This is a genomic window from Arsenicibacter rosenii (assembly GCF_001870735.1).
Classification (GTDB): domain Bacteria; phylum Bacteroidota; class Bacteroidia; order Cytophagales; family Spirosomataceae; genus Arsenicibacter; species Arsenicibacter rosenii.
Genome location: NZ_MORL01000027.1, coordinates 51,270 through 74,029 on the forward strand (window position 1 = coordinate 51,270; position 22,760 = coordinate 74,029).

The 22,760-nt window shown below is 50.3% G+C and carries 18 protein-coding genes and 1 tRNA gene; 10 read left to right on the top strand and 9 right to left on the bottom strand.

All coding sequences use genetic code 11. The annotated features are described in order from the left end of the window. Nucleotides 1-39 precede the first annotated feature (39 nt). The gene (locus BLX24_RS26275) at nt 40-1,053 is read right to left on the bottom strand and encodes an aspartate-semialdehyde dehydrogenase (RefSeq protein ID WP_071506200.1); all 1,014 of its coding nucleotides are present in this window, start codon (nt 1,051-1,053) and stop codon (nt 40-42) included. Nucleotides 1,054-1,317: 264 nt separating this feature from the next. On the opposite strand from BLX24_RS26275, the gene BLX24_RS26280 reads away from it, so the two are divergent. Both BLX24_RS26280 and BLX24_RS26285 read left to right on the top strand, forming a co-directional pair. After that, complete coding sequence (locus BLX24_RS26280) at nt 1,318-4,068, top strand: family 78 glycoside hydrolase catalytic domain (RefSeq protein WP_071506201.1); 2,751 nt, start codon at nt 1,318-1,320, stop codon at nt 4,066-4,068. Between the two features lie 68 nt (nt 4,069-4,136). After that, complete coding sequence (locus tag BLX24_RS26285) at nt 4,137-5,024, top strand: sugar phosphate isomerase/epimerase family protein (RefSeq protein ID WP_071506202.1); 888 nt, start codon at nt 4,137-4,139, stop codon at nt 5,022-5,024. 47 nt (nt 5,025-5,071) lie between these two features. On the opposite strand, the gene BLX24_RS26290 is transcribed toward BLX24_RS26285, so the two are convergent. From BLX24_RS26290 to rpmG, 6 genes are all read right to left on the bottom strand, one after another. Then, a complete protein-coding gene (locus tag BLX24_RS26290) occupies nt 5,072-5,593 on the bottom strand; it encodes a hypothetical protein (protein ID WP_071506203.1) in 522 nt (173 codons plus the stop codon). Then, nucleotides 5,586-5,960 (bottom strand): HEPN domain-containing protein, encoded by a 375-nt coding sequence (locus BLX24_RS26295; protein WP_071506204.1) that lies wholly within the window; start codon nt 5,958-5,960, stop codon nt 5,586-5,588. The genes BLX24_RS26290 and BLX24_RS26295 overlap by 8 nt, the downstream gene beginning before the upstream one ends. Then, nucleotides 5,929-6,288: a nucleotidyltransferase domain-containing protein gene (locus tag BLX24_RS31840; protein ID WP_083422193.1), complete on the bottom strand. Its 360-nt coding sequence runs from the start codon at nt 6,286-6,288 to the stop codon at nt 5,929-5,931. Before BLX24_RS31840 ends, BLX24_RS26295 begins: the two co-directional genes overlap by 32 nt. Nucleotides 6,289-6,304: 16 nt before the next feature. Further along, a complete protein-coding gene (gene ftsY, locus BLX24_RS26300) occupies nt 6,305-7,270 on the bottom strand; it encodes a signal recognition particle-docking protein FtsY (protein WP_071506205.1) in 966 nt (321 codons plus the stop codon). Nucleotides 7,271-7,423: 153 nt separating this feature from the next. Next, entirely contained in the window at nt 7,424-7,579 is a 156-nt protein-coding gene (locus tag BLX24_RS31845) for a DUF4295 domain-containing protein (RefSeq protein ID WP_083422194.1), read from the bottom strand. A 77-nt stretch (nt 7,580-7,656) separates the two neighbouring features. Further along, a complete protein-coding gene (gene rpmG / locus BLX24_RS26305) occupies nt 7,657-7,839 on the bottom strand; it encodes a 50S ribosomal protein L33 (RefSeq protein ID WP_071506206.1) in 183 nt (60 codons plus the stop codon). A gap of 186 nt (nt 7,840-8,025) precedes the next feature. Here rpmG and BLX24_RS26310 point away from each other — a divergent pair, with 186 nt between their 5' ends. Together BLX24_RS26310 and BLX24_RS26315 are read left to right on the top strand one after the other, a co-directional pair. Further along, on the top strand, nt 8,026-9,249 hold the full coding sequence (locus BLX24_RS26310) for an NADH-quinone oxidoreductase subunit D (protein ID WP_071506207.1): 1,224 nt from the start codon (nt 8,026-8,028) through the stop codon (nt 9,247-9,249). 51 nt (nt 9,250-9,300) lie between these two features. Further along, entirely contained in the window at nt 9,301-9,912 is a 612-nt protein-coding gene (locus BLX24_RS26315) for a HupE/UreJ family protein (RefSeq protein ID WP_071506208.1), read from the top strand. A gap of 7 nt (nt 9,913-9,919) precedes the next feature. Here BLX24_RS26315 and BLX24_RS26320 read toward each other — a convergent pair whose 3' ends face one another. After that, nucleotides 9,920-11,731, bottom strand: a complete 1,812-nt coding sequence (locus tag BLX24_RS26320; RefSeq protein WP_071506209.1) for a sensor histidine kinase — start codon at nt 11,729-11,731, stop codon at nt 9,920-9,922. A 252-nt stretch (nt 11,732-11,983) separates the two neighbouring features. Here BLX24_RS26320 and BLX24_RS26325 point away from each other — a divergent pair, with 252 nt between their 5' ends. The 6 genes from BLX24_RS26325 (at nt 11,984) to BLX24_RS26350 (ending at nt 22,246) form a co-directional block, all read left to right on the top strand. Then, a complete protein-coding gene (locus BLX24_RS26325; protein WP_071506210.1) occupies nt 11,984-14,371 on the top strand; it encodes a M1 family metallopeptidase in 2,388 nt (795 codons plus the stop codon). Between the two features lie 184 nt (nt 14,372-14,555). After that, nucleotides 14,556-16,964, top strand: coding sequence for a M1 family metallopeptidase (locus tag BLX24_RS26330; RefSeq protein WP_071506211.1), 2,409 nt, complete (start codon nt 14,556-14,558; stop codon nt 16,962-16,964). Nucleotides 16,965-17,162: 198 nt separating this feature from the next. After that, complete coding sequence (locus BLX24_RS26335; protein WP_229201898.1) at nt 17,163-19,706, top strand: zinc-dependent metalloprotease; 2,544 nt, start codon at nt 17,163-17,165, stop codon at nt 19,704-19,706. A 90-nt stretch (nt 19,707-19,796) separates the two neighbouring features. After that, nucleotides 19,797-19,870, top strand: a tRNA-Pro gene (locus BLX24_RS26340). A gap of 326 nt (nt 19,871-20,196) precedes the next feature. After that, the gene (locus BLX24_RS26345) at nt 20,197-20,592 is read left to right on the top strand and encodes a hypothetical protein (RefSeq protein ID WP_071506213.1); all 396 of its coding nucleotides are present in this window, start codon (nt 20,197-20,199) and stop codon (nt 20,590-20,592) included. Nucleotide 20,593: 1 nt separating this feature from the next. Further along, on the top strand, nt 20,594-22,246 hold the full coding sequence (locus tag BLX24_RS26350) for a DNA translocase FtsK (protein ID WP_083422195.1): 1,653 nt from the start codon (nt 20,594-20,596) through the stop codon (nt 22,244-22,246). A 97-nt stretch (nt 22,247-22,343) separates the two neighbouring features. Here BLX24_RS26350 and BLX24_RS31850 read toward each other — a convergent pair. Then, a partial coding sequence (locus tag BLX24_RS31850) for an integrase core domain-containing protein (RefSeq protein WP_143092817.1) occupies nt 22,344-22,760 on the bottom strand: 417 nt, incomplete at its 5' end.

Here is a 22,760-nt window from a genome sequence, read left to right on the forward strand (position 1 = left end):
ATCCGGTAACGGGCCGTTTCTATACGGAACCATGCTTACTTAGGCCACTGCTTCGGCTGAGTTAACCAGATCATGTTTAACCAGATATTCAGCAATCTGAACGGCATTGGTTGCGGCCCCTTTGCGGAGGTTGTCGGCTACAATCCACAGATTCAGGGTGTTTGGCTGGCTCTCATCGCGGCGGATACGGCCTACGAAAACCTCATCTTTACCATGAGCCGTCAGCGGCATCGGGTAAATTTTGTTCTGCGGATCATCCTGCAACACTACGCCTTCAGCTGAGCTCAGCAATGAACGTACCTCATCCAGTTCGAAATCGTTTTCAAATTCGATATTCACCGATTCTGAGTGACCGCCGATGGTCGGGATACGAACCGTTGTCGCCGTTACGCGGATGGAATCGTCGCCCATAATTTTGTTGGTTTCCTTCACCATCTTCATTTCCTCTTTGGTATAGCCATTGTCGAGGAATACGTCGATGTGCGGCAACACGTTCAGGTCGATCGGGTGCGGATATACTTTTGCCACGCTTTCGTCGCCTGTACGCTCAGCGTACAGCTGATCAACGGCAGCCTTACCGGTACCGGTTACCGACTGGTAGGTTGATACAACAACACGCTTGATTTTATATTGTTCGTGGAGTGGTTTCAGGACCACTACCATCTGAATGGTCGAACAGTTGGGGTTCGCAATGATTTTGTCTTCGGCAGTAAGCGTGTCGGCGTTTACTTCAGGCACTACCAGTTTTTTGGTCGGGTCCATACGCCACGCCGATGAGTTGTCGATTACGGTAATACCGGCTTCGGCAAATTTGGGTGCCAGGGCCAGTGAAGTACCGCCACCGGCTGAAAAAATGGCAATCGCGGGTTTGGCAGCGATGGCATCTTCAAAGCTAACGACCGTAAACTGTTTACCCTTAAACGTAACCTGTTTACCTACTGACCGCTCCGAAGCGACCGGAATAAGTTCTGTTACGGGGAAGTTACGTTCTTCCAACACCTTCAGCATCTCGCCACCGACCAGGCCGGTAGCCCCTACGACTGCGATTTTCATAATTTTTCAGTTACTTATTTAAGAAATTGACCGCAAAAGTACAGATTTTTTTTAACAGTCAGCCTTTTACGGAAGAATTTAAGCTGTGATTCAGCGGTAAACCACGAAGCCGGTAAGCCGGTAAGTAGCACAAAGGATAAGCCGGAGGGGGGCATCAAGAAAACTTCGTGCTCCTTCCTGCCTTCCTGTCTTCGTGGTTTTCTTGCTTGCAGTAGGAGCGAAATAAATGGTTCTTTTCTCATTGATTTCCTAAATCGAGCCCCAATGAAAAAAGTATCCCTTTTCACCCTTTTATTTTATGTGGTCCATACGGTCGTATGGGCGCAAACAGGCGTACAAAACCTGCGCTGCGAAAACCTGTCTAATCCGCTCGGCCTGGATGTGGTACAGCCGCGATTTAGCTGGCAGCTGACGTCGACCCGCCGTAATGTACTGCAAACCGCCTATGAAATCCGGGTAAGTACTGATGACAAAGCGCTGGCGAAGGGTGCCGTCTGGAATACAGGCAAGGTGGCTTCGGATTCATCCGTACACGTTGCCTATGCCGGGAAGCCCCTGCAATCGGGCGAACGGTACTATTGGCAGGTACGGGTCTATGACAACACCGGACAGGCATCGGCCTGGAGCGCACCGGCCTGGTTTCAGATGGCACTGCTGAAGGAAACCGACTGGAAAGCGAGCTGGATCGGGCCGGGCTATGTCGAAGACAGTACGCTGCGCCCGAGTCCGATGTTCCGCAAGGAGTTTACAGCCCGCAAGCCCATCCGGAAGGCCACAGCCTACCTGACCGCTCACGGCATGTACTGGGCCCAGCTCAACGGCGAACGGGTCGGCGATGCGTTTCTGACACCTGGCTGGACAACCTACGGCAAACGGCTGCAATATCAGGTTTACGACGTGACAAAACTGCTGAAACAGGGGGCGAACGCCATTGGGGTAACGCTGGGTAATGGCTGGTATCGCGGGTTTATCGGATTTAGCGGCCAGAAAAACTACTTCGGTAACGATGTGGCCTTGCTGTGTCAGCTAGAGATAACCTATTCCGATGGTACAACCGAGCGCATTGTATCCGACAACAGCTGGAAATCAACCTCGGCGGGGCCAATCCGGTCGTCGGAAATCTATAACGGAGAAATTTATGATGCCCGGATGGAGAAGGATGGCTGGAACCGCGCGGGCTATAAAGATGCAGACTGGTCGGGCGTACGGGTGCATGACTATGCTAAAAATCACCTGGTCGCTACCTATAACGAGCCGGTCCGGAAACGCGAAACGTTCCAGCCGGTTAACATCATACGCACACCAAAGGGTGAACAGGTCGTTGATTTCGGCCAGAATCTGGTGGGCTGGGTTGTTGTCCGTGTCAATGGGAAGGCGGGTGATACGATTACGCTCTCGCATGCCGAAGTGCTCGATAAAAAAGGTAATTTCTACACCGAGAACCTGCGGGCGGCCGTTTGTCAGAACAAATACGTGCTGAAAGGAAAACCAGCCGCTGATGGTTTTGAAAAGTTTGAGCCGCACTTTACGTGGCAGGGTTTCCGGTATATCAAAGTCGAAGGGATGGGCGACCTGAAACCGGAAAACTTTCTGGCAGTCGTGCTGTATTCCGACATGAACCTGACGGGGCAGTTTACATCATCAAATCCGCTGATTAATCAGTTGCAGAAAAATATCCAGTGGGGGCAGCGTGGCAACTTCCTTGATGTACCAACCGACTGTCCGCAGCGTGATGAGCGGCTGGGCTGGACAGGCGATGCTCAGGCCTTTTCACGGACGGCTGCGTTCAACTTTGGCGTAGAAAACTTCTTTGCCAAGTGGCTGAAAGACGTTGCCGCCGATCAGCTGCCGAACGGATCGGTGCCGTTTGTGGTGCCCAATGTACTGGGTAAAGGTGCCGTGGGCAGTACCGGCTGGGCCGATGTGGCCACGATTGCACCGTGGAATATGTATCTGGCTTACGGCGACAAACGGATACTGGAACAACAGTACCCCAGTATGAAGGCATGGGTCGGCTACATGCAGAAAGAAAGTAAAAAAGATGCGGCCGGTGCGCCGGTCTGGGCCTCCGGCTTCCATTTCGGTGACTGGCTTTTCTACCGCCCGTTCGATGATAACGATGGCCGGGCGGCGGTGACGGATAAATACCTGATCGCACAATGCTTTTTTGCTCATTCAACGCAGTTGCTGATTAATACGGCAAAAGTGCTGGGCAAAACAGACGATGTACAGACCTACTCCCGGCTGTTACAGGAGGTGAAAGATGCGTTCCGGCGCGAATACATGACATCGAATGGCCGGCTGGTATCCAGTACGCAGACAGCCTATGTGCTGGCCCTGAATTTTGACATGCTGCCCGAAGAGCTACGGGCGTCGACGGCACAACGCCTCGTTGATAACGTAAAGAGTTATGGCAATCACCTGACGACAGGCTTTCTGGGGACGCCTTACCTCTGCCATGTGCTGAGCCGGTTCGGACACGACGATGTGGCGTATGCCCTGCTGATGCAGGAAAGCTACCCGTCGTGGCTGTATCCGGTAAAGATGGGCGCAACCACCATTTGGGAACGCTGGGACGGTATCAAACCGGACAGTACGTTCCAGACACCGAGCATGAACTCGTATAATCACTATGCATACGGTGCCATCGGCGACTGGATGTATCGGGTTGTAGCCGGTCTGGATACAGAAGACGACGGCCCCGGCTACCACAAAATCCGGATTCAGCCGCATATCGGCGGCAAGCTCACGGCCGCTAAAGCCGACTTGCAGACACCTTACGGTCCGGCGAGTTCAGGCTGGAAAACGGAAAATGGCAAACTGACACTGGACATCGACATTCCGGCAAATACCACGGCGAAGGTATACATACCGGCCGCCGGTGCCGAGGGCGTGCAGGAGGGAGGCAAGCCCCTGAGTGCGGCAGAAGGCGTCAGGCAGATCGGTCAGGAAAAAGGATATGTGATTGTGCAGGTAGGGTCCGGAAAATATCAGTTTACGGCAAACCGTTACTAGTACGTAAAGCTGTTTTTTGTACCTTGCAAGGATTTTTTTGACCCGATTATCAAATTCCTTAACATACTATGATGCTGACAGAAAAAATTTCACGACAGAGTTTCCTGAAAGCCGGTGCCCTGGCCCTGGCTTCTCCTTTGCTTTTTAAGCTGGATGCGCAGGCCAAAGCGCCTGAGAATATTGGCTTGCAGCTCTATACACTGCGCGACCAGCTGCCGAAAGACCTGGAAGGAACGCTCAGAAAAGTGGCTGACCTGGGGTATAAAGAAGTCGAAACGTTTGGTTATTCCGACGGGAAATTTTTTAACAAGAGCCCTAAAGAATTTAAGACGATTCTGAGCGGTCTGGGCCTGAAGGCGGTCAGCGGTCATTACCTGGCTGGTGTACAGATGCCGAATATGAAAGGCACCCTGAAAAACGACTGGGAGCGTGCCGTCGCCGATGCTGCTGAATTAGGCCAGAAGTACATGATGTGTGCCTATCTGTTCCCCGACGAACGCAAGAAGCTGGATGACTATAAGGGCTACGCGGAGTTGTTCAACAAAGCCGGTGAAGTCTGCAAAAAGCATGGTATCCAGTTCGGGTACCACAACCACGATTTTGAGTTCATGCCGCTTGAGGGGCAGATGCCGTATGATATTCTGCTGAGCACCGACAAGAAGCTGGTACAAATGGAGCTGGACCTGTATTGGGTAGTATATGCCGGTAAAGATCCGGTTGAGCTGTTTAAGCAGAATCCGGGCCGTTTCCCGTTGCTGCACTTCAAAGACGTTGCGAAAACCGAAAAGCGGGAATTTGCCGAAGTCGGTACCGGCTCAATTGATTTTCAGCGTATCCTGAATAACAGCAAGCTGGCTGGTATGAAGCACTTCTTTGTGGAACAGGATGTGTGCAAACGCCCGCCGCTGGAGTCGATTGCAATCAGTATTGAGAATGTGAAGAAACTGAACGCGTAGCTTCTGAAAAATAACTCCAGGAAGTTTCAGGCTTCCTGGAGTTATTTTCAGAAGGCCGCCTGATGTGAAATGGTAATCTCTGTTTGCGTGACCTTGCGTTTCGTTACGCGTACAGGAAAAATCCGGTTTTTATCATCGAACTGATTGGCGTATAAGCCCTTTGGTTCACGGACCAGGAGGGAGTAGAGGCCAGGCGCTAAGCCATAGGCGCAGAATGTACCGCTACCGTCGGATTTTATGGTTTTGACCGGTTTAATGCCGGGCACCGAATCAATAAACCCCTCGCTGTTGGCTGGAGCCTGTTGTATAGTCAGCACCGGATAGATCAGTACGTCACGGACTACCCGTTTGCCGTTGCCGGTTTTCGGATCTTTTCCGTCTTCCGTAATCCGTGGCATCTGGTTGCCGGTCAGTTCGGTAACTGTACCGCAAATACCCTGTAGCGGTTTGCGTGTTGGTTTGGCGGTTGTCTGAGCAGAGGCCGTCCAGGCCAGTCCTGCCAGTAAACCCAATAAAATAAGCCAGGCCGACAGATTGCAGGCCCAACGGGACGGGCAGGTGTTATGCATAGTTGCTTTTAACGAAGTTCAGAAAATCCTCAGCTTTTTGAATGCACATATTGATCTCTTCTTGCGGAAATTCACCATCTACATCATAGTCAACAATTTGCCGGTGGTTAAACAGCTCATTGAAGTCATCTTTGTAACGCTCAGCGATTTCACGGGTCTTTATGAAGTGAAGCGAAAACATCTCACGCGCAGAGGAATGTCTTTTGGTAACAATGTTCTTGTCTGCCAGCAAACCACGAACCAGCCAGAAGAAGCAATAGTAACTGGAGCTTATTGCACCATTCGGAAATGGCGTTGCCGCAAGGACTTTGGCGTTTTCAAGATATCCCTCGGCCTTACGTATGCTGAAAATGAGGTCTTCGCTCATAGATTGCCAGCCCGTCTTTTTTTACCTGACGATGAAAAAGCCGGTTTGTATTCATGAATTGGGTATAGGCCATAACGACAATGGATACATCAACCGACGTGTTTTCGACATAATGGCTAAGTACAGAGGAGTATCGGCTGACTTCTTTATGAGGAGAGACAGTGTGATCTTCCAGAAGAACCAGATAATCTACATCTGAGTCTTCCTGAAAATCGCCCCTTGCGTACGAACCATACAGTATGATGCTGGCTAACCGGTCTCCGTAGAGTTGTTTCAGCATATGAGTCACGTCGCTATTGATGGAATTAATATCCACTACAGTCGCCATAATCAGTCTGTTTACATCACTTCTTAAAAAACGAATCCACAAACTCCATCTTGTTGAATGTTTGTAAATCTTCGATTTTTTCGCCGACGCCAATGTATTTCACCGGAATCCGGAACTGATCCGAAATGCCGATCACGACGCCACCCTTGGCCGTACCATCCAGTTTAGTAATGGCCAGTGCCGTAACGTCGGTTGCCTTGGTAAACTCAGTCGCCTGAATAAACGCGTTCTGACCGGTTGAACCGTCCAGCACCAGCAGCACTTCATGCGGGGCTTCGGGCAGGAATTTCTGCATGACGCGCTTGATTTTAGTCAGCTCGTTCATCAGGTTAACTTTGGTGTGCAGACGCCCTGCTGTATCGATAATCACGACATCGGCCTGCATCTCAACCGCTTTTTTTACTGCGTCGAAAGCTACCGCCGACGGGTCAGTATTCATACCATGTTCAATGACCGGCACACCGACACGATTACCCCAGAGTTTGAGCTGGTCGACCGCCGCCGCGCGGAAGGTATCGCCGGCGCCCAATACAACTTTGTAGCCGCGCTTGTGGTACTGCGCCGCCAGTTTCCCGATGGTTGTGGTTTTGCCAACGCCGTTGACACCTACTACCATGATTACATAAGGGGTTTTGGTGGCTGGCAGAGAAAAGTCATCCTGAGTGGGTGTGTTTGTTTGCTTATCAACGTCGGCGAGGAGCGCGGCAATCTCTTCGCGCAGAATCCGGTCCAGCTCGTCGGTGCCCAGGTATTTATCGCGGGCAACGCGTTCTTCAATCCGGCGAATGATCTTGACGGTCGTTTCGATCCCAACGTCCGAGGTAATCAGTACTTCTTCCAGCTCGTCCAGAACTTCATCATCTACTTTTGACTTACCGACAACCGCCCGGCCTAATTTGGAGAAAAAACTTTCCTTTGATTTCTCCAGCCCTTTGTCGAGCGATTCTTTTTTTTCTTTCGAGAAGAAACCGAATAGTGCCATTGTTCAGTCCGAGGTTAATATGTAGCAGCTTTTGGTTGACTTGCAGGCATGCAATTGGCCATTTCGGCCTGTTTTCTGTCGCAATGTTTAACAAAAGTACAATAAAAAAAGTCCCTTCGGGGGACTTTCATGTGCGTACAGGTTGATTAAGAACTAGCTTTTCAGCGCGTTCTGTACGTCGTCAACCGGAACCATTTCTTCCTTGAAGGTATAAGCGCCGGTTTTAGGCGACTTAACGGCCTTGATGATTTTAGCAAAAGCCTTGCCGTTGTCCTTCGTCTTCAGGGTTGCAACTACTTTCTTTGCCATTGTTTGTGTTGGTTAAATCGAGTGGGAGTGGCTGGTAATCAGAATGCTGGTTACAAACCACTTGCCACTATGACAACTTATTTAATTTCTTTGTGTAACGTTACCCGTTTCAAGAATGGGTTATATTTCTTACGCTCGATACGAGCCGGCGTATTTTTGCGGTTTTTTGTGGTAATGTACCGTGAGATACCAGGTACACCGCTATCTTTCTGCTCTGTGCATTCCAGAATTACCTGTACTCTATTGCCTTTCTTTGCCATTTCTGTACGTCATTTTCCCGATAGGAGCGCAAAGATAAGCAAAAGGAAAGACTATCCCAAAAACTTTTCAGAAAATGTCATGAGCGTAAGCACCTTACAGCCAGCCTTCCTGCATCTGCGTATAACTTACGGGATTAACTCGCCATTCTTGCGCGTCAGGCATTACCTTTGTCCGATTGAAAACGTATGGCAACACAAACAACGATTGAATACGAATACGCACCCGGTCACCTGTGGGCATCAGAACCTAATGCGTATGATGCCGCACGGTTGTCGGAAGGGCAGATGATTCTGAACATGGGCCCGCAGCACCCGTCGACCCACGGCGTTTTGCGGCTCGAAGTCATAACCGACGGGGAGATTATCGTCGATGCCGTTCCGCATATCGGCTATCTGCACCGCTGCTTTGAAGCGCATGCTCAGTCGTTGCCGTTTAACCAGGCTATTCCGTTTGTTGACCGGCTGGATTATCTGGCCGCGATGAACGGCGAGCACATCTGGGCCATGGGTGTTGAAAAAATGCTGGGCATTCAGGGCGATATTCCGCCCCGTATCGAATACATCCGTGTACTGATGGCCGAACTCAACCGGATTGGTTCGCACTTTATTGCCATCGGTACCTACGCGCTGGATATCGGGGCCTACACGCCGTTTCTGTGGCTGGTACGCGACCGCGAACACCTGCTCCGGATGTTTGAATGGGTAAGCGGGGCCCGCATGTTATACAATTACATCTGGGTGGGTGGCCTTTTTTATGATTTGCCCGTAGGATTTGAAGAACGGTGCCGCGAATTCGTCGCTTACCTGAAACCAAAACTCAGAGAGCTCCAGCAACTGGTTATCGAAAACGAAATTTTTGTCAAACGTACGGCCAATGTCGGTATTCTGCCCCTGCCGGTAGCGATCAACTACGGTTGTACGGGGCCGGTACTCCGCGGATCGGGCCTGCGCTATGACCTGCGCAGGGTTGACGGGTATTCGGTCTATCCGGAGCTGGAGTTCGATATTCCGGTCGGGACCGGACAGGCCGGGACAGTGGGCGATTGCTGGGACCGGAACTACGTACGGGTGCAGGAGTGTTGGGAGTCGCTGCGGATTGTCGAACAATGCCTCGACCGGCTCACAACCGACCTGAAGCGGACCCGCGATTTTGACCCGCATGCCCTGTTGCCCAAAAAAATCCGTCCGAAAGCAATGGATATTTATGTACGGGGCGAAAGTGCAAAAGGCGAGCTGGGCTTTTTTTTCCGGACCGACGGGCGGGCGGATGTACCTGTCAGATGCAAATGCCGGGCTTGTTCATTCCATAACCTGTCTGTGATCGGTGAAATTTCAAAAGGAACTATGATTGCCGACCTGATTGCGATTCTGGGGTCACTGGATATCGTGATGGGTGAAATCGACCGCTAGCCCGGTATACCGCAGTTAGTCAACTATATAAGACCCCTATTTTCTGCTTACATGTCTGATTTCTTTATCTATCTCGGTCTGGGCTTTGACCATATTACCGATCCGGGTGGCTACGACCATATTTTATTCGTTATTGCGCTGTGTGCCATTTATACATTACGGCAGTGGAAACAGGTTCTTATTCTGGTAACGGCTTTTACCATCGGGCACTCCATTACCCTGGCCCTGGCGACGCTTCAACTCATTGACTATAACACGAAGGTTATTGAGTTGCTGATTCCGATAACCATTCTGATTACCGCCGTATCGAACTTCTTTTATCAGGACCGCCGCAGCCCGTTTGCGACCCGTGCCTCGCAGCGGGACACAGTACGCTATTCGCTGGCGCTGCTCTTCGGGCTCATTCATGGTATGGGCTTTTCTAATTACCTGCGCAGCCTGCTCGGGACCGAAGCCGATATTGTACAGCCGTTGCTGGCGTTTAATATCGGCCTGGAGCTTGGGCAATTGGTCATCGTAGCCATGGTTTTAGCCATTACGTATGTAGCTGTTGAGCGGCTACCCGTTAAAAAACACGACTGGCGGCTGATTATTTCGGGGATCGTTGCCGGTATGGCGATTTCATTGATTCTGAACAATGAGCTGGTTGCCGGAACAAATTAGGCGGCGCTCAGCCGTGAGCGGGAAAACGCATGGTAAAGACTGCACCGTTATCCTGACTGAAGTGATATTGACCATGTAACTGCCTGACCTGCATGTCAATCAGCCGGAAGCCGTATGATCGTTTCTGTTGCGGGCTCTCCGCCAGTCCCGGACCGTTATCCTGCACCGTTAGCTGCAGGTGATTCTCCGCTTCGCTAAGCCGGATCGCCAGTGATGGCGCCGGATGGCCGTCGAATGCATACTTGCAGGCATTGGTAACAACCTCGGTCAGAATGATACCCAGCGGCAGGGTCTGATCGGCCGATAACCACGTGGTATGGATTGTATATACCGGGGATAATGTCCGCAAGCCATAAGTCGCCAGAATCTGCCCGACTACCTCGGGAATGTATACGGACAAATCAGCGTCTACGGTGTGTTCGGGCTGAAGATACAGCCGTTTGTGGAGCAACTGAATCGACTGAATCCGGAGCTGGCTTTCAGAAACGGCTTTCAGGGCTGTTTCGTCAGTAAGACGGGCGGCCTGGAGTGTGAGGAGATCAGAGATGACCTGTAAATTATTACGCACCCGGTGACTTTGCTCTTTTACCAGTTCGGCCTTCTGCCGGCTGATCTGCCGGTTTTTGCGATACAGATACCAGAGCACGGCAACTAATGCCAGCGCAACGGCCAGACCGCCGGTCAGGCTGGTTTTCAGGCTTTTTTCGGCTACCAGCGCACGGTTTGTGGCTTCGAGTAACTGCTGCTGGCTTTTGATTTTTGCGTCTTTTTTCTCACTCTCATATACAACACCTAACCGGGCGATGGCCGCGGTCCGGTCTTCTTTTAGCTTGGTAAGCAGGTATTCATAGGCTAGTTTCTGATAATAAAAGGCTTGTTGATAATCACCCGTCAGGCGGTAATAGACAACATAGTTGCTATAAATCATCTGGAGTAAAGCAGGTGCATTCAGACGATGTGCATGATACTGCATAACCGCGTCATCCAGCAGAAATTTAGCCCGTTTAGTGTTGTTTGTGCTCAGGTAAGCGTGCGCGAGAGATGCTTGATTGGTAAGGCCTGAAACTGTTTTTTTCAAATGAGGGTATCGTCTCAGCATGGTCTCAAAATACCGGATGAATTGTGGACCATTTAAACCCATATTTAAAAAGAAATCACTTTTGGTTGAATCTGTCACGTTTAAAATCCGGAGTTTCTGCTCCGCTAAGCGCTTGTAATAGGTAGCACTGTCGCACGAAAGCCAGGGCCAGCGGACCAGCGCATCCGGATTAACAAACTCTCGTTGATTCATGGTTTTATAGTCCTGGTAAACGCTGTCTTTGACCGGCGGTTGCGGACAGGCAATCGCATGGAGGCCCGCCATCATCAGATAGGCTCTTTTAAGCGCACTGGTTGAGTCGGCGGTACGGATCTTCCGGGCCGTGTTCATGGCCATCAGGATATATTGTTTGCTTTCCTCAGACATGGAGCTGGCCGAATAATTGCCGGATAGCTGAATATAAAGCTTGACCAGGTCTTCGGATGGCCCCCGCTTCTCCCGAATGCGGAGGGATTGCAGAAACCAGAACCGGGCTATCCGCTGTTCGCCGGTGCCCTGGTAAAATTTGCCCAGCAAATAGCAGGCTTCCCCGACCCCCTCCGTATTTTTTTTTGCCTGGGCGGCCCGCAGTTCGCTAATGCGCCAGTGCCGTTTTTCGGCATCTCCTTTTTCCGGTAAGTAGGTATGGAGGGAATCGGTAAGCGCGGCAATCCTGACAGACTGTGCCTGCAACAAGCCGCCGGTGATGAGCAGGCAGAGAAGGGCAGGTATACGCAACATAGCGATGGGTGGTTAATGAACTACCAAATCTAATAGCCAAAGCATAAATTGACAAGCCGCCCGGCCTCGCGTACGGCGTGAGGCTACATGCTCCGGGGGACGGTGCAGGGCGATGCGAGGGGCAGGAAAACACCTGAACGCGCAACAGAACAGTATAAATGTAAACAACATACTGTTACTTGCCTCGCTACACCATATTTTCTTTAACTTCTTCGTAACTTTGTTGTGAGAAAAATTCATTAACTCACTAAAATGACGAAGAAAGTCTTCTGGCTTCTTGGGCTGACCGCTTTTTCGCTGTCTCTACAGGCGCAGACCCCCGCCCCCTCTACGTATAATGCCAATACGCGTTTTGAACAGTTAGGTCCCGTTTTACCAACGCCGAACACCTTCCGGACGGCTTCCGGTGCACCCGGCCGCGACTACTTTCAGCAACGCGCCGACTACGACATCAAGGCTGAACTCGATGATCAGAAACAGCACCTGTCGGCAACAGAAACCATTACATTCTTCAACCGTTCGGGCGACGAACTGCGGTATCTGTGGCTGCAACTGGACCAAAACCTGTTCAAGCCTAATTCGACGGGCAACATTACCCGGACCGGCAGTGTAAATGCCGAACGGGGCATCTCCTTTGCTCAGGCAACGGCAAGCCAGACGGCTGCTCAGAAAGATTACGGCTATAAAATCACGGCCGTCCGCGATAAGGCAGGCAAACCGCTGAAGTTTACCATCAACGAAACCATGATGCGGGTCGACCTGCCGGCACCGCTCGCACCAGGTCAGTCGGTTGTGTTCTCGGTCGACTGGAATTTCAATATCGTGGATGCCCGGTCAACCGGTGCCCGCTCAGGCTACGAATTTTTCCCGCAGGACGGCAATTACATCTACGAAATGGCCCAGTGGTTCCCGCGTATGTGTGCCTACGACGACGTGAACGGCTGGCAGAACAAGCAGTTTCTGGGACAGGGCGAGTTTACGCTGATCTTTGGTAATTACAAGGTAGCCATTACCGTTCCGTCGGATCTGGTGGTCGGTGCGAGTGGTGAGCTGCAGAACGCGGCCCAGGTGCTGACAGCAACCCAGCTGAAGCGTCTGGAACAAGCCAAAGGCAACGACAAGAACCCCACTCTGATCGTAACCCAGGAAGAAGCTACGGCGGCAGAGAAAAACAAGGCCACCGGTAAGAAAACCTGGATTTATAAGGCCGACAACGTTCGTGACTTTGCCTTTGCGGCCTCGCGGAAGTTTATCTGGGACGCCATGTACCCGTCGGTAGAAGGCAAACGCGTCTGGGCGATGTCACTGTATCCGAAAGAGGCGAATCCGCTTTGGGGACAGTACTCAACCCGTCTGGTCGCTCATACGCTGAAATCGTACTCGGCCCGTACGTTTGCCTATCCGTATCCGGTGGCTTACTCGGTGCATGGTCCGGTAGGGGGTATGGAATACCCGATGATGTCGTTTAACGGAGCCCGTCCGGAAGCCGATGGTACGTATTCGCAGGGCACGAAGAACTTTTTGATTTCGGTGGTCATCCACGAGGTGGGCCACAACTTCTTCCCGATGATCGTGAACTCCGACGAACGGCAATGGTCGTGGATGGACGAAGGGCTGAACACCTTCCTCGAAGGCCTGGCGTGTCTGGAGTGGGATCCTGATTTCCCGGCTACCGGTATTTCGCCGCAGGGCATTGTGCCGTACATGAAAACGGATGCCAAAGTGCAGGTGCCGATCATGAGCAGTTCGGATAACATCATGCAGTTTGGCCCGAATGCCTATACCAAGCCGGGTACCGGCCTGAACATCCTGCGCGAGACAGTGATGGGCCGCGAACTGTTCGACTATGCCTTTAAAGAATATTCACGCCGCTGGATGTTTAAGAGCCCGACACCGGCCGATTTCTTCCGCACCATGGAAGATGCGTCGGGTGTTGACCTCGACTGGTTCTGGAAAGGCTGGTTCTACGGGGTGGAGCCGGTTGATCAGGATCTGGTAGAAGTAGAATGGTTCCAGACCAGCAGCCAGAACCCGGAGGTGGTGAAAGCCGAAGCCCGTGCCGAAGCCGAGCGCCGTAACAATACCATCAGCAAGCAGCGCGATGCGGCCGGCCGCAACCAGACGGTTGTGGCGCAGGATACAACCATGCGCGACTTCTACAACAGCTACGACCCGTATAAAGTCACGGAGGCCGACCGCAAGAAGTATCAGGACTATCTGGCTACTTTGAGCGACAGCGAACGGAAGCTGGCCGAAAGTCAGCAGAATTTTTACACGCTGAAGTTGAAGAACAAAGGCGGCATGCCGATGCCGGTGATTATCCGGATGGAGTTCGAAGACGGCACCGATTCGGTTGCCCGTTTCCCGGCCGAAATCTGGCGTTTCAACGACGTACAGATCTCGAAGGTGATTTCGACAAACAAGAAAGTGAAGCAATGGACGCTCGATCCGTTCATGGAAATTGCCGACATTGATGATTCGAATAACTCCTTCCCGCCGGTAGCGAAGCCGACGCGTCTACAGTTGTTCAAGCAGCAGCAGGGCCGTTTTGGTCCGCAGGGGCCGAACCCGATGCAGCAACAACGCCAGCAGAACGGTCAGGGTACGCCTGCACGGCAGGGTACCGGTCCAAGAGACTAAGCCTTACGGTCAGGAATTGCACCCGGGCAATTCCTGACCACTCCTATAAAAAAACGATAGCGATGTCTCAGAAAATCGTAAATCGACCTTCGTAAATCGTACTGAATCCAGAATGCCCCTTTCTAATCTGATCCTGACTCCGCCGAATTACCTAATCAACACAATCTAACAATTACAACCCAACATGAAGAAACTCTTGTTAACCATCTGGGCTGGCTGTTTAGCGTGGGGCGTATATGCACAGCAGCCAAACCAGCCGAGCTACAACGCCAACAACCGCTTTGAGCAGTTGGGGCCGGTACTGCCGACGCCCAATACCTACCGGACGGCATCGGGTTCGCCTGGTAAGGATTATTATCAGAACCGGGCGGATTATGACATTAAGGTAGAACTGGATGATGCTAATCAGAAAATCATCGGCTCGGAGGTGGTGACGTACCACAACTACTCGCCGGATGTGCTGCCGTATATCTGGCTCCAGCTGGATCAGAACCTGTTTGCAAAAGGCTCAACGGCCAGCCTCACCCGTACGGGCAGTGTGCCGCAGAACGGCATGTCATTCTCGCAGCTGCAAAACCTGAACTCGGTTCGGGAGCGGAGTCAGCAGGGAGCGAGTGACAAATACGGCTACAACATTACGGCTGTTAAAGACATTACCGGTAAGCCGCTGAAGTATACCATCAATCAGACGATGATGCGGATTGAGCTGCCTGCGCCGCTGGCGTCGGGCCAGAAAGTATCGTTCAGCATCGACTGGAATTATTTTGTTACCGAATACTACGGCCGGAGCGGGCTGGAATATTTTGCGAAAGATGGTAACTACAACTACTTTATTGCCCACTGGTTCCCGCGGTTGTGTGCTTACAACGACGTAACGGGCTGGCAGAATAAGCAATTTCTGGGACAGGGCGAGTTTACGCTGATCTTCGGGAATTACAAGGTCGCTATTACCGTACCAAACGATCACATTGTCGGGGCAACGGGCGAATGCCAGAACTACAAACAAGTGCTGAGCGCCACACAGATGAGCCGCCTGCAAAAAGCCTCAACGGCAAAAGAACCGGTTATCATTGTGACACAGGCCGAAGCTGAAGCGGCCGAAAAAGCAAAGCCAACCGGTAAGAAAACGTGGATTTACAAAGCCGATAACGTTCGTGACTTTGCCTTTGCGTCGTCGCGGAAGTTTATCTGGGATGCTATGCAGACAGATGTTTATGGCAACGGCCGTAAAATCTGGAGCATGTCGTTCTACTCAAAAGAAGGTAACCCGCTTTGGGAAAAATACTCGACACGCGCCGTTGAACACACGCTGCGTTCGTATGGTAAGCGGACGATCGAATATCCGTATCCGGTGGCCATTTCTTGCCATGCTACTGCCGGCGGCGGGATGGAATACCCGATGATTTCGTTTAACGGTGGCCGTCCGGAAGCCGATGGCACGTACTCGGAGCAGACTAAGTATGGCATGATCGGGGTAATTATCCACGAGGTAGGTCATAACTTCTTCCCGATGATCGTCAACTCTGACGAACGTCAATGGACATGGATGGACGAAGGGTTGAACACATTCTGCCAGTATCTGGCCGAAAAAGAATGGGACTACAACTATCCGGCACGCCGCGGTGAACCCCGCGATATTGTCGACTACATGAAGTCAGACAAGGCCGCATTGTCGCCGATCATGACCTCATCTGATAACGTTATCAGTCTCGGGCCAAACGCCTATGCGAAACCAGCTACGGCGCTGAACATCCTGCGCGAGACAGTGATGGGCCGCGAACTGTTCGACTATGCGTTTAAAGAGTATGCACGCCGCTGGGCATTTAAGAGCCCTGAGCCGGCCGACTTTTTCCGGACACTGGAAGATGCGTCGGGCGTTGACCTCGACTGGTTCTGGAAAGGCTGGTTCTACGGGGTGGAGCCGGTTGATCAGGATCTGGTAGAGGTAGAGTGGTTCCAGACCAGCAGCCAGAATCCGGAGGTGGTGAAAGCCGAAGCCCGTGCCGAAGCCGAGCGCCGTAACAATACCATCAGCAAGCAGCGCGATGCGGCCGGCCGCAACCAGACGGTTGTGGCGCAGGATACAACCATGCGCGACTTCTACAACAGCTACGACCCGTATAAAGTCACGGAGGCCGACCGCAAGAAGTATCAGGACTATCTGGCTACCTTGAGCGAAAGCGAGCGGAAGCTGGCCGAAAGCAAGCAGAATTTTTACACGCTGAAGCTGAAGAACAAAGGTGGTCTGCCGATGCCGGTGATCATCCGGATGGAGTTCGAAGACGGTACGGATTCGGTTGCCCGGTTCCCGGCCGAAATCTGGCGCTTCAACGATGCACAGGTATCGAAGGTGATTTCGACAAACAAGAAAGTGAAGCAATGGACGCTCGATCCGTTCATGGAAATTGCCGACATTGATGATTCGAATAACTCCTTCCCGCCGGTAGCGAAGCCGACGCGTCTACAGTTGTTCAAGCAGCAGCAGGGCCGTTTTGGTCCGCAGGGGCCGAACCCGATGCAGCAGCAACGCCAGCAGAACGGTCAGGGACCAACACCGGCCCGGCAAGGCAGCGGCCGTAACGAACGCGAGTAAGCTCACCGGCTTACCTTCGGGGGAAAATTGAGCAGATTTGCTTGCAAATGAGTGTCAGATACTTACTGTATCCGGCGCTCATTTTTTTGTAACTTATGATAGAAAAGTATTCACTGAGAATGCTTATCTTTAGAGCTATTTTCACCTATATTTATGCGAAACACATTGCCTTTATTTGGTTTGTTGGGTGGTTTATGCATGACAACCACTGTCGCATTCGCCCAGCAACCAGGTACTCCATCGTCAACAACTGCCTCGCCGGCCGCCCCTGCTTCGGCAACGGCTACTGCAAGCGCTGCTAAAAAAGAAAGCAGCGGACCTAAGCCCTACAAAGATGTTATCCCGGCAACGGCACAAACAAGCCGGGGGGCATTCATTACGCACAAAGTGGATGAGAAGTACTTTTTCGAAATCCCTGACTCCCTGATTGGCCGGGAGTTTATGGCCATCACCCGGATTGCAAAGGCGCCAACCGGAGCCGGTTACGGCGGCGAACTGGCCAACCGTCAGGTACTGCGGTGGGAGCGTGGCCCCGAGAAAAAACTGTTTCTGCGCGTGGTCAGCTACCAGAATGTAGGGGCTGATACGCTACAGCCGATTTACCAGGCCGTTAAGAACTCAAACGTAGAGCCGATTGCCGCGGCGTTTGACCTGAAAGCCATCCGGAAAGACACGTCGGTAGTCATCGAGGTGACGGATTTCTTCAAGTCTGAGAATCAGGTAGTATCGCTGGATCCGCAAACAAAGACCCGCTATCGCCTGACCACACCGGCTACGGACCGCTCGTTTATCCAGCGTATCCGGTCGTATCCGATCAACACCGAAGTCCGGGTAGTAAAAACGTTTAACGCCAGTAGTGCTCCGGCCATGCCCGGACCTTCGCCAAGCACCCAGTTACCGGCGGCGTCGGTAGCAGGGGCGGTGACAATGGAAATCAACACATCGATGATTCTGCTGCCGAAAAAGCCGATGCGTAAGCGGTTCTTCGACAGCCGGGTAGGCTTCTTTGCCAACGGATACACCGTCTATGATGACGCCTCACAGCGTACGGAGAACGAAACCTTTGCGGTTCGCTGGCGCTTAGAGCCTAAATCGGCGGCAGATGCTGATCGCCAGAAACGCGGTCAGCTGATTGAACCGGCAAAACCAATCGTGTATTACATTGATCCTGCAACCCCGGTCAAATGGCGGAATGCCCTCAAACAAGGCGTTAACGACTGGCAGGCAGCCTTTGAAAAAGCAGGCTGGAAAAATGCCATCATGGCGAAAGACTGGGACGATAAGGACACGACCATGAGCCTGGAAGATGCCCGGTATTCGGTGATCCGGTATTTCGCATCGGATATTGAAAATGCCTATGGCCCGAACGTACATGACCCGCGCACGGGTGAGATTCTGGAAAGCCACATCGGCTGGTACCACAACGTGATGAACCTGCTGCGGAAGTGGTATATGGTACAGGGAGCGGCCGTTGATGCCCGTGCCCGTAAGCCTAAATTCGACGATGAACTGATGGCACAACTGGTGCGGTTTGTCTCGTCGCACGAAGTTGGTCACACGCTTGGCCTGCGCCACAATTTTGGTTCAAGCCACGCTACGCCGGTTGAAAAACTGCGCGACAAGGCATACATCAAGCAATTCGGCCATACACCGTCGATCATGGACTACGCCCGTTTCAACTACGTAGCGCAGCCGGAAGACGGCATTACGGACCTGTTCCCGCGCATCGGTACCTACGATATCTGGGCCATTGAATGGGGTTACAAGCCAGTGTATGAGACAAAAACACCGGAAGAGGACAAGGTCGTGCTGAACAAGTGGGTAAAGAGCCACGAGAGCGATGCGAAATACTGGTTTGGTACGGAGATTAACCCGATGGACCCGCGTTCGCAGAGCGAAGACCTTGGCGACAATGCCATGCTGGCCAGCGATTACGGCATCAAAAACCTGAAGCGCATTCTGCCTAACCTGCCGCAGTGGACGCGCGAAGATGCCGAAGATTTTGACAAGCTACAGGAAATGTACGGCGAAATTACCGGTCAGTTCCGCCGCTACATGGGCCACGTGACCAAATATGTGGGTGGTATCTACGAAACGCCGAAGACGTTTGATCAGGCGGGTGTAGTGTACGAGCCTACCCCGAAGAGCCTACAGAAGGATGCAATGGCGTTCCTCAACAAGCAGTTATTTGAGACGCCGACCTGGTTGCTGGATGCGAAGATCATGCCGCTGGTGCGTCCGGATCAGGGTGTTGACTTTATCCGTACGTTGCAGGAAGGAACGTTGAACTCCCTGTTCGATGTAGGTCGGCTGAGTCGTTTGATTGAGAATAGCAGCCGTACTGAGTCGTATGGTCTGGACGAGTTCTTTACCGACGTGCAGAGCGGTATCTGGAGCGAGCTGCCGGCGAAGAAGGCAATCGATACCTACCGCCGGAACCTGCAGAAAGCCTATGCCGAGAAGCTGATCGGGATGCTAACCAACCCACCGGCAGCGGTCCGGCCTTCGAGTTTCTCAGGTCCTGGTTTCCGCTTTAACTCCGGCCCGTATACCGACGTGCAGAAGTCAGACATCATGTCGGTGACGCGTGCGTACCTTGTGCAGCTGCAAAGCGACATCCGTACTGCCTTACCGGCGCAAACGGACAAGATGAGCCGCTACCACCTCGAAGACGTGCTGGTGCGCATCAACCGCGCTCTGGACCCGACCCGGTCGGTTCCTGAAATCGCCGAGCGCAAATAATTCATAGTTATGAAAGGGTAAAGGATAAAGAAATCCTTTACCCTTTTTTCATTTTTCCGGATCAGCGTTTACTTTTGCAGACCATTTGATCGGGATGTAGCACAGCCAGGTAGTGTACTTGTATGGGGTGCAAGGGGTCGTGGGTTCGAATCCCGCCATCCCGACATTGAAAACCAGCCACTTACAGAATTTGTAGGTGGCTGGTTTAGCTTTAGGTACAGCCTTAGGTACAACAATTAATATCTTAATCGCAACTTCTAATGGTAAATAGAGCACCATTGTTATAAGTGGCTAAACACAAATAATACTGTTACAGGTTAAAGTAGGTTAGTCAATCCTTGAAGAGTTAGGAAAAATCACATTAGTTAACAGACTCATTCCCAACGCAGTTGCCCTAGTTAAAGTGACTCAGTGTAGTTAATGATAGAGGCAATGAATTAAATTAAGATGAATAAGGTATAATTGTTTTCCATTAACAGAATAATATATCGTGAAACTCACCAAGTGGTTAATTTATACCGTCATTATTGGAGCTATACCTTTCATTGTTCGCTTTTTTGTATTTATTGCCACTACGAACATAGACAGTAATTACATTGTTAATATAGTGGATATGGTAACTTTTGGGCTGGTACTACATGTATCAAATATTAATGAGCTTGAGAGTTGGCAAGGGATGGAAGATAGTAAAAGGACGTTATTCAGAGGAATATCACTTGTTTTAATTGTTCTCTTATCAGCTTTGCTAGGTCTTGCTTATATAGCAGATTTAGATAAAACCGGCGTTTATGAGATAGATTCCATTAAATATCTTTCGGTAACTCTATCAACGATCTCATTCATCTTTGTATTATCTATTTATATAGGATATAGGATAACAGAATAATATGGAAGCGTATTTGATGATCTTATTAATTCTTAAAATTATCACTCTATTTATTTCTGGATTTATATTTTTTGTGTCTGCACAGAATCTTTGGAGGGGATATTTAAAGAGCCAGAAGCACAAACATAAAGGTGAAAATGCCTTTCTAGTTTCATATGAAAGAGTTGTCTCATCACCAGATAAAAGGGTTGTCTCATTACCAGATAAAAGTAATATTTTATCTGAAATCGTGATAGTGGCTGATTTCAAGGGTTCACTTATTGTAGCACCTAATATTGAAGTAGTACAGGCAAAGCATAGACGTGATTCAGATATTATGTCTGAACTTCATGACACCACATTTGTCTTGAGAAATTATCAGTATCCTACAGCTGAGTTGCTCAACGAGTACTCGAACAAGGATATTGAGCAACTGTCAGATTATGTATTGGAGGAAAACAAAAAGAGGATTGAGGATATACTGCTGAATTTTGGCATTGGGGTCAAAAAAATTTTCGCCAGAGTTGGGCCAACGGTAACGTTATATGAGATTACTCTTACGGATGGTATTCGGATTTCAAAAATAAAAAACTTAGAAGATGATATTACTTTAAGCTTTGCAACTCACGGAATTCGTATTGTCGCTCCCACGACTGGTGAAGGAACTTTTGGAATAGAAATACCTAATAAGGTTCGTGAAAGGGTATCCATTTGGTCAGCGCTTACCAGTAAAGAGTTTACGCAAGCTGATATGGATTTGCCGATCGTGCTGGGCAAAACAATTTTTAACGAGATTTATGTTGCCGATCTTGCAAAAATGCCACACTTGCTTATAGCTGGAGCTATGGAGCAAGATAAGTCGGCAGGCCTAAACACCCTGCTTACTTCACTAATTTATAAGAAACATCCAGCCCAGCTTAAGTTCGTCTTGATGACTTCAAAGATGTCCGAACTGATTTTATTCAATCGGCTAGAGCGACATTTTTTGGCAAAAGTGCCTGGCTATGATGAAGCTATACTTACAGACACTAAAAAGATAGTAAATACACTTAACTCGCTCTGTATAGAGATGGATAACAGATATAACCTACTCAAGTATGCTAAATGTCGAAATATCAAAGATTATAACCTTGAGTTCGTTAATAACAGACTTAATTCTGATGAAGGCCATCGTTTTTTACCTTATATAGTATTGGTAATTGATGAATTAGCTGAACTTATGATGACTATCGGCAAAGAAGCTGAACTACCAATAGCCCGTCTAGCACAATTGGCGCGAGCCATTGGTATTCACTTGATAGTTGCAACTCAGCAACCATCAAGTGATGTGATTACTGGTTTGATCAAGGCTAATTTTCCTGCCCGATTGTCCTTTAAATTGAAATCGAAACTTGAATCTCTCGTAATATTAGACACTGGCGGAGCTGAGAAATTGGTAGGTGTAGGCGATATGTTGTTCAAATCTAAAGAGGATATTATCCAGCTCCAATGCCCTTTTATTACTATTTACGAAATTTATAAAATCACAGATTTTGTTGGTAAGCAGTTGGGCTACGATGATGCGTATTTTTTACCCGAATTCGCTAGCGACGACATTACAAAAGATCACATCAATAGAGACGTTGATCTAACTAAGCGTGACCCTATGTTTGGATTCACTAAACCGCCTTTATAGTTGTGATTGTACCAGGAGGGATTGTTTTAATCAACAGCGCAGGCTATGTTGTAAAAGTGTACTGACCCCCTAATTCTTGGACAAAATTTCCTATTTGTTAGTTGGAACATTTTCTGCTTTTCCGCTCGTGCATATCAACTCCTCGTTCCAATAGAAATTGATACGGACTTCGGTAGTGGAGCCCCGAATGAATTCGCTCCAGGTTATAAAAATCCCGGAAACGATTCAGCGTCTCAAGGGCCTGGGCCAGACTTTCGAACTCGTATCGCTTACAAACCGCTCGTTCCAGAATACTGTGATAGCTCTCAATATGGGCGTTCTGTTCGGGGGTAGCTGGTTTGGTAAAATCCTGAATCACATTTCGATCACGAAAATAAGTTTGCACCACATCGGCCACAAATTGACTCCCATTATCGTTGCGGACATAAAAATGAGTTGGTAAAGAGTAGTTCTCAAAGAGCGTCTCAAATAAGCAGACCACATCCTCTGGGGTGGTCCTGTTTGGCCGGACACT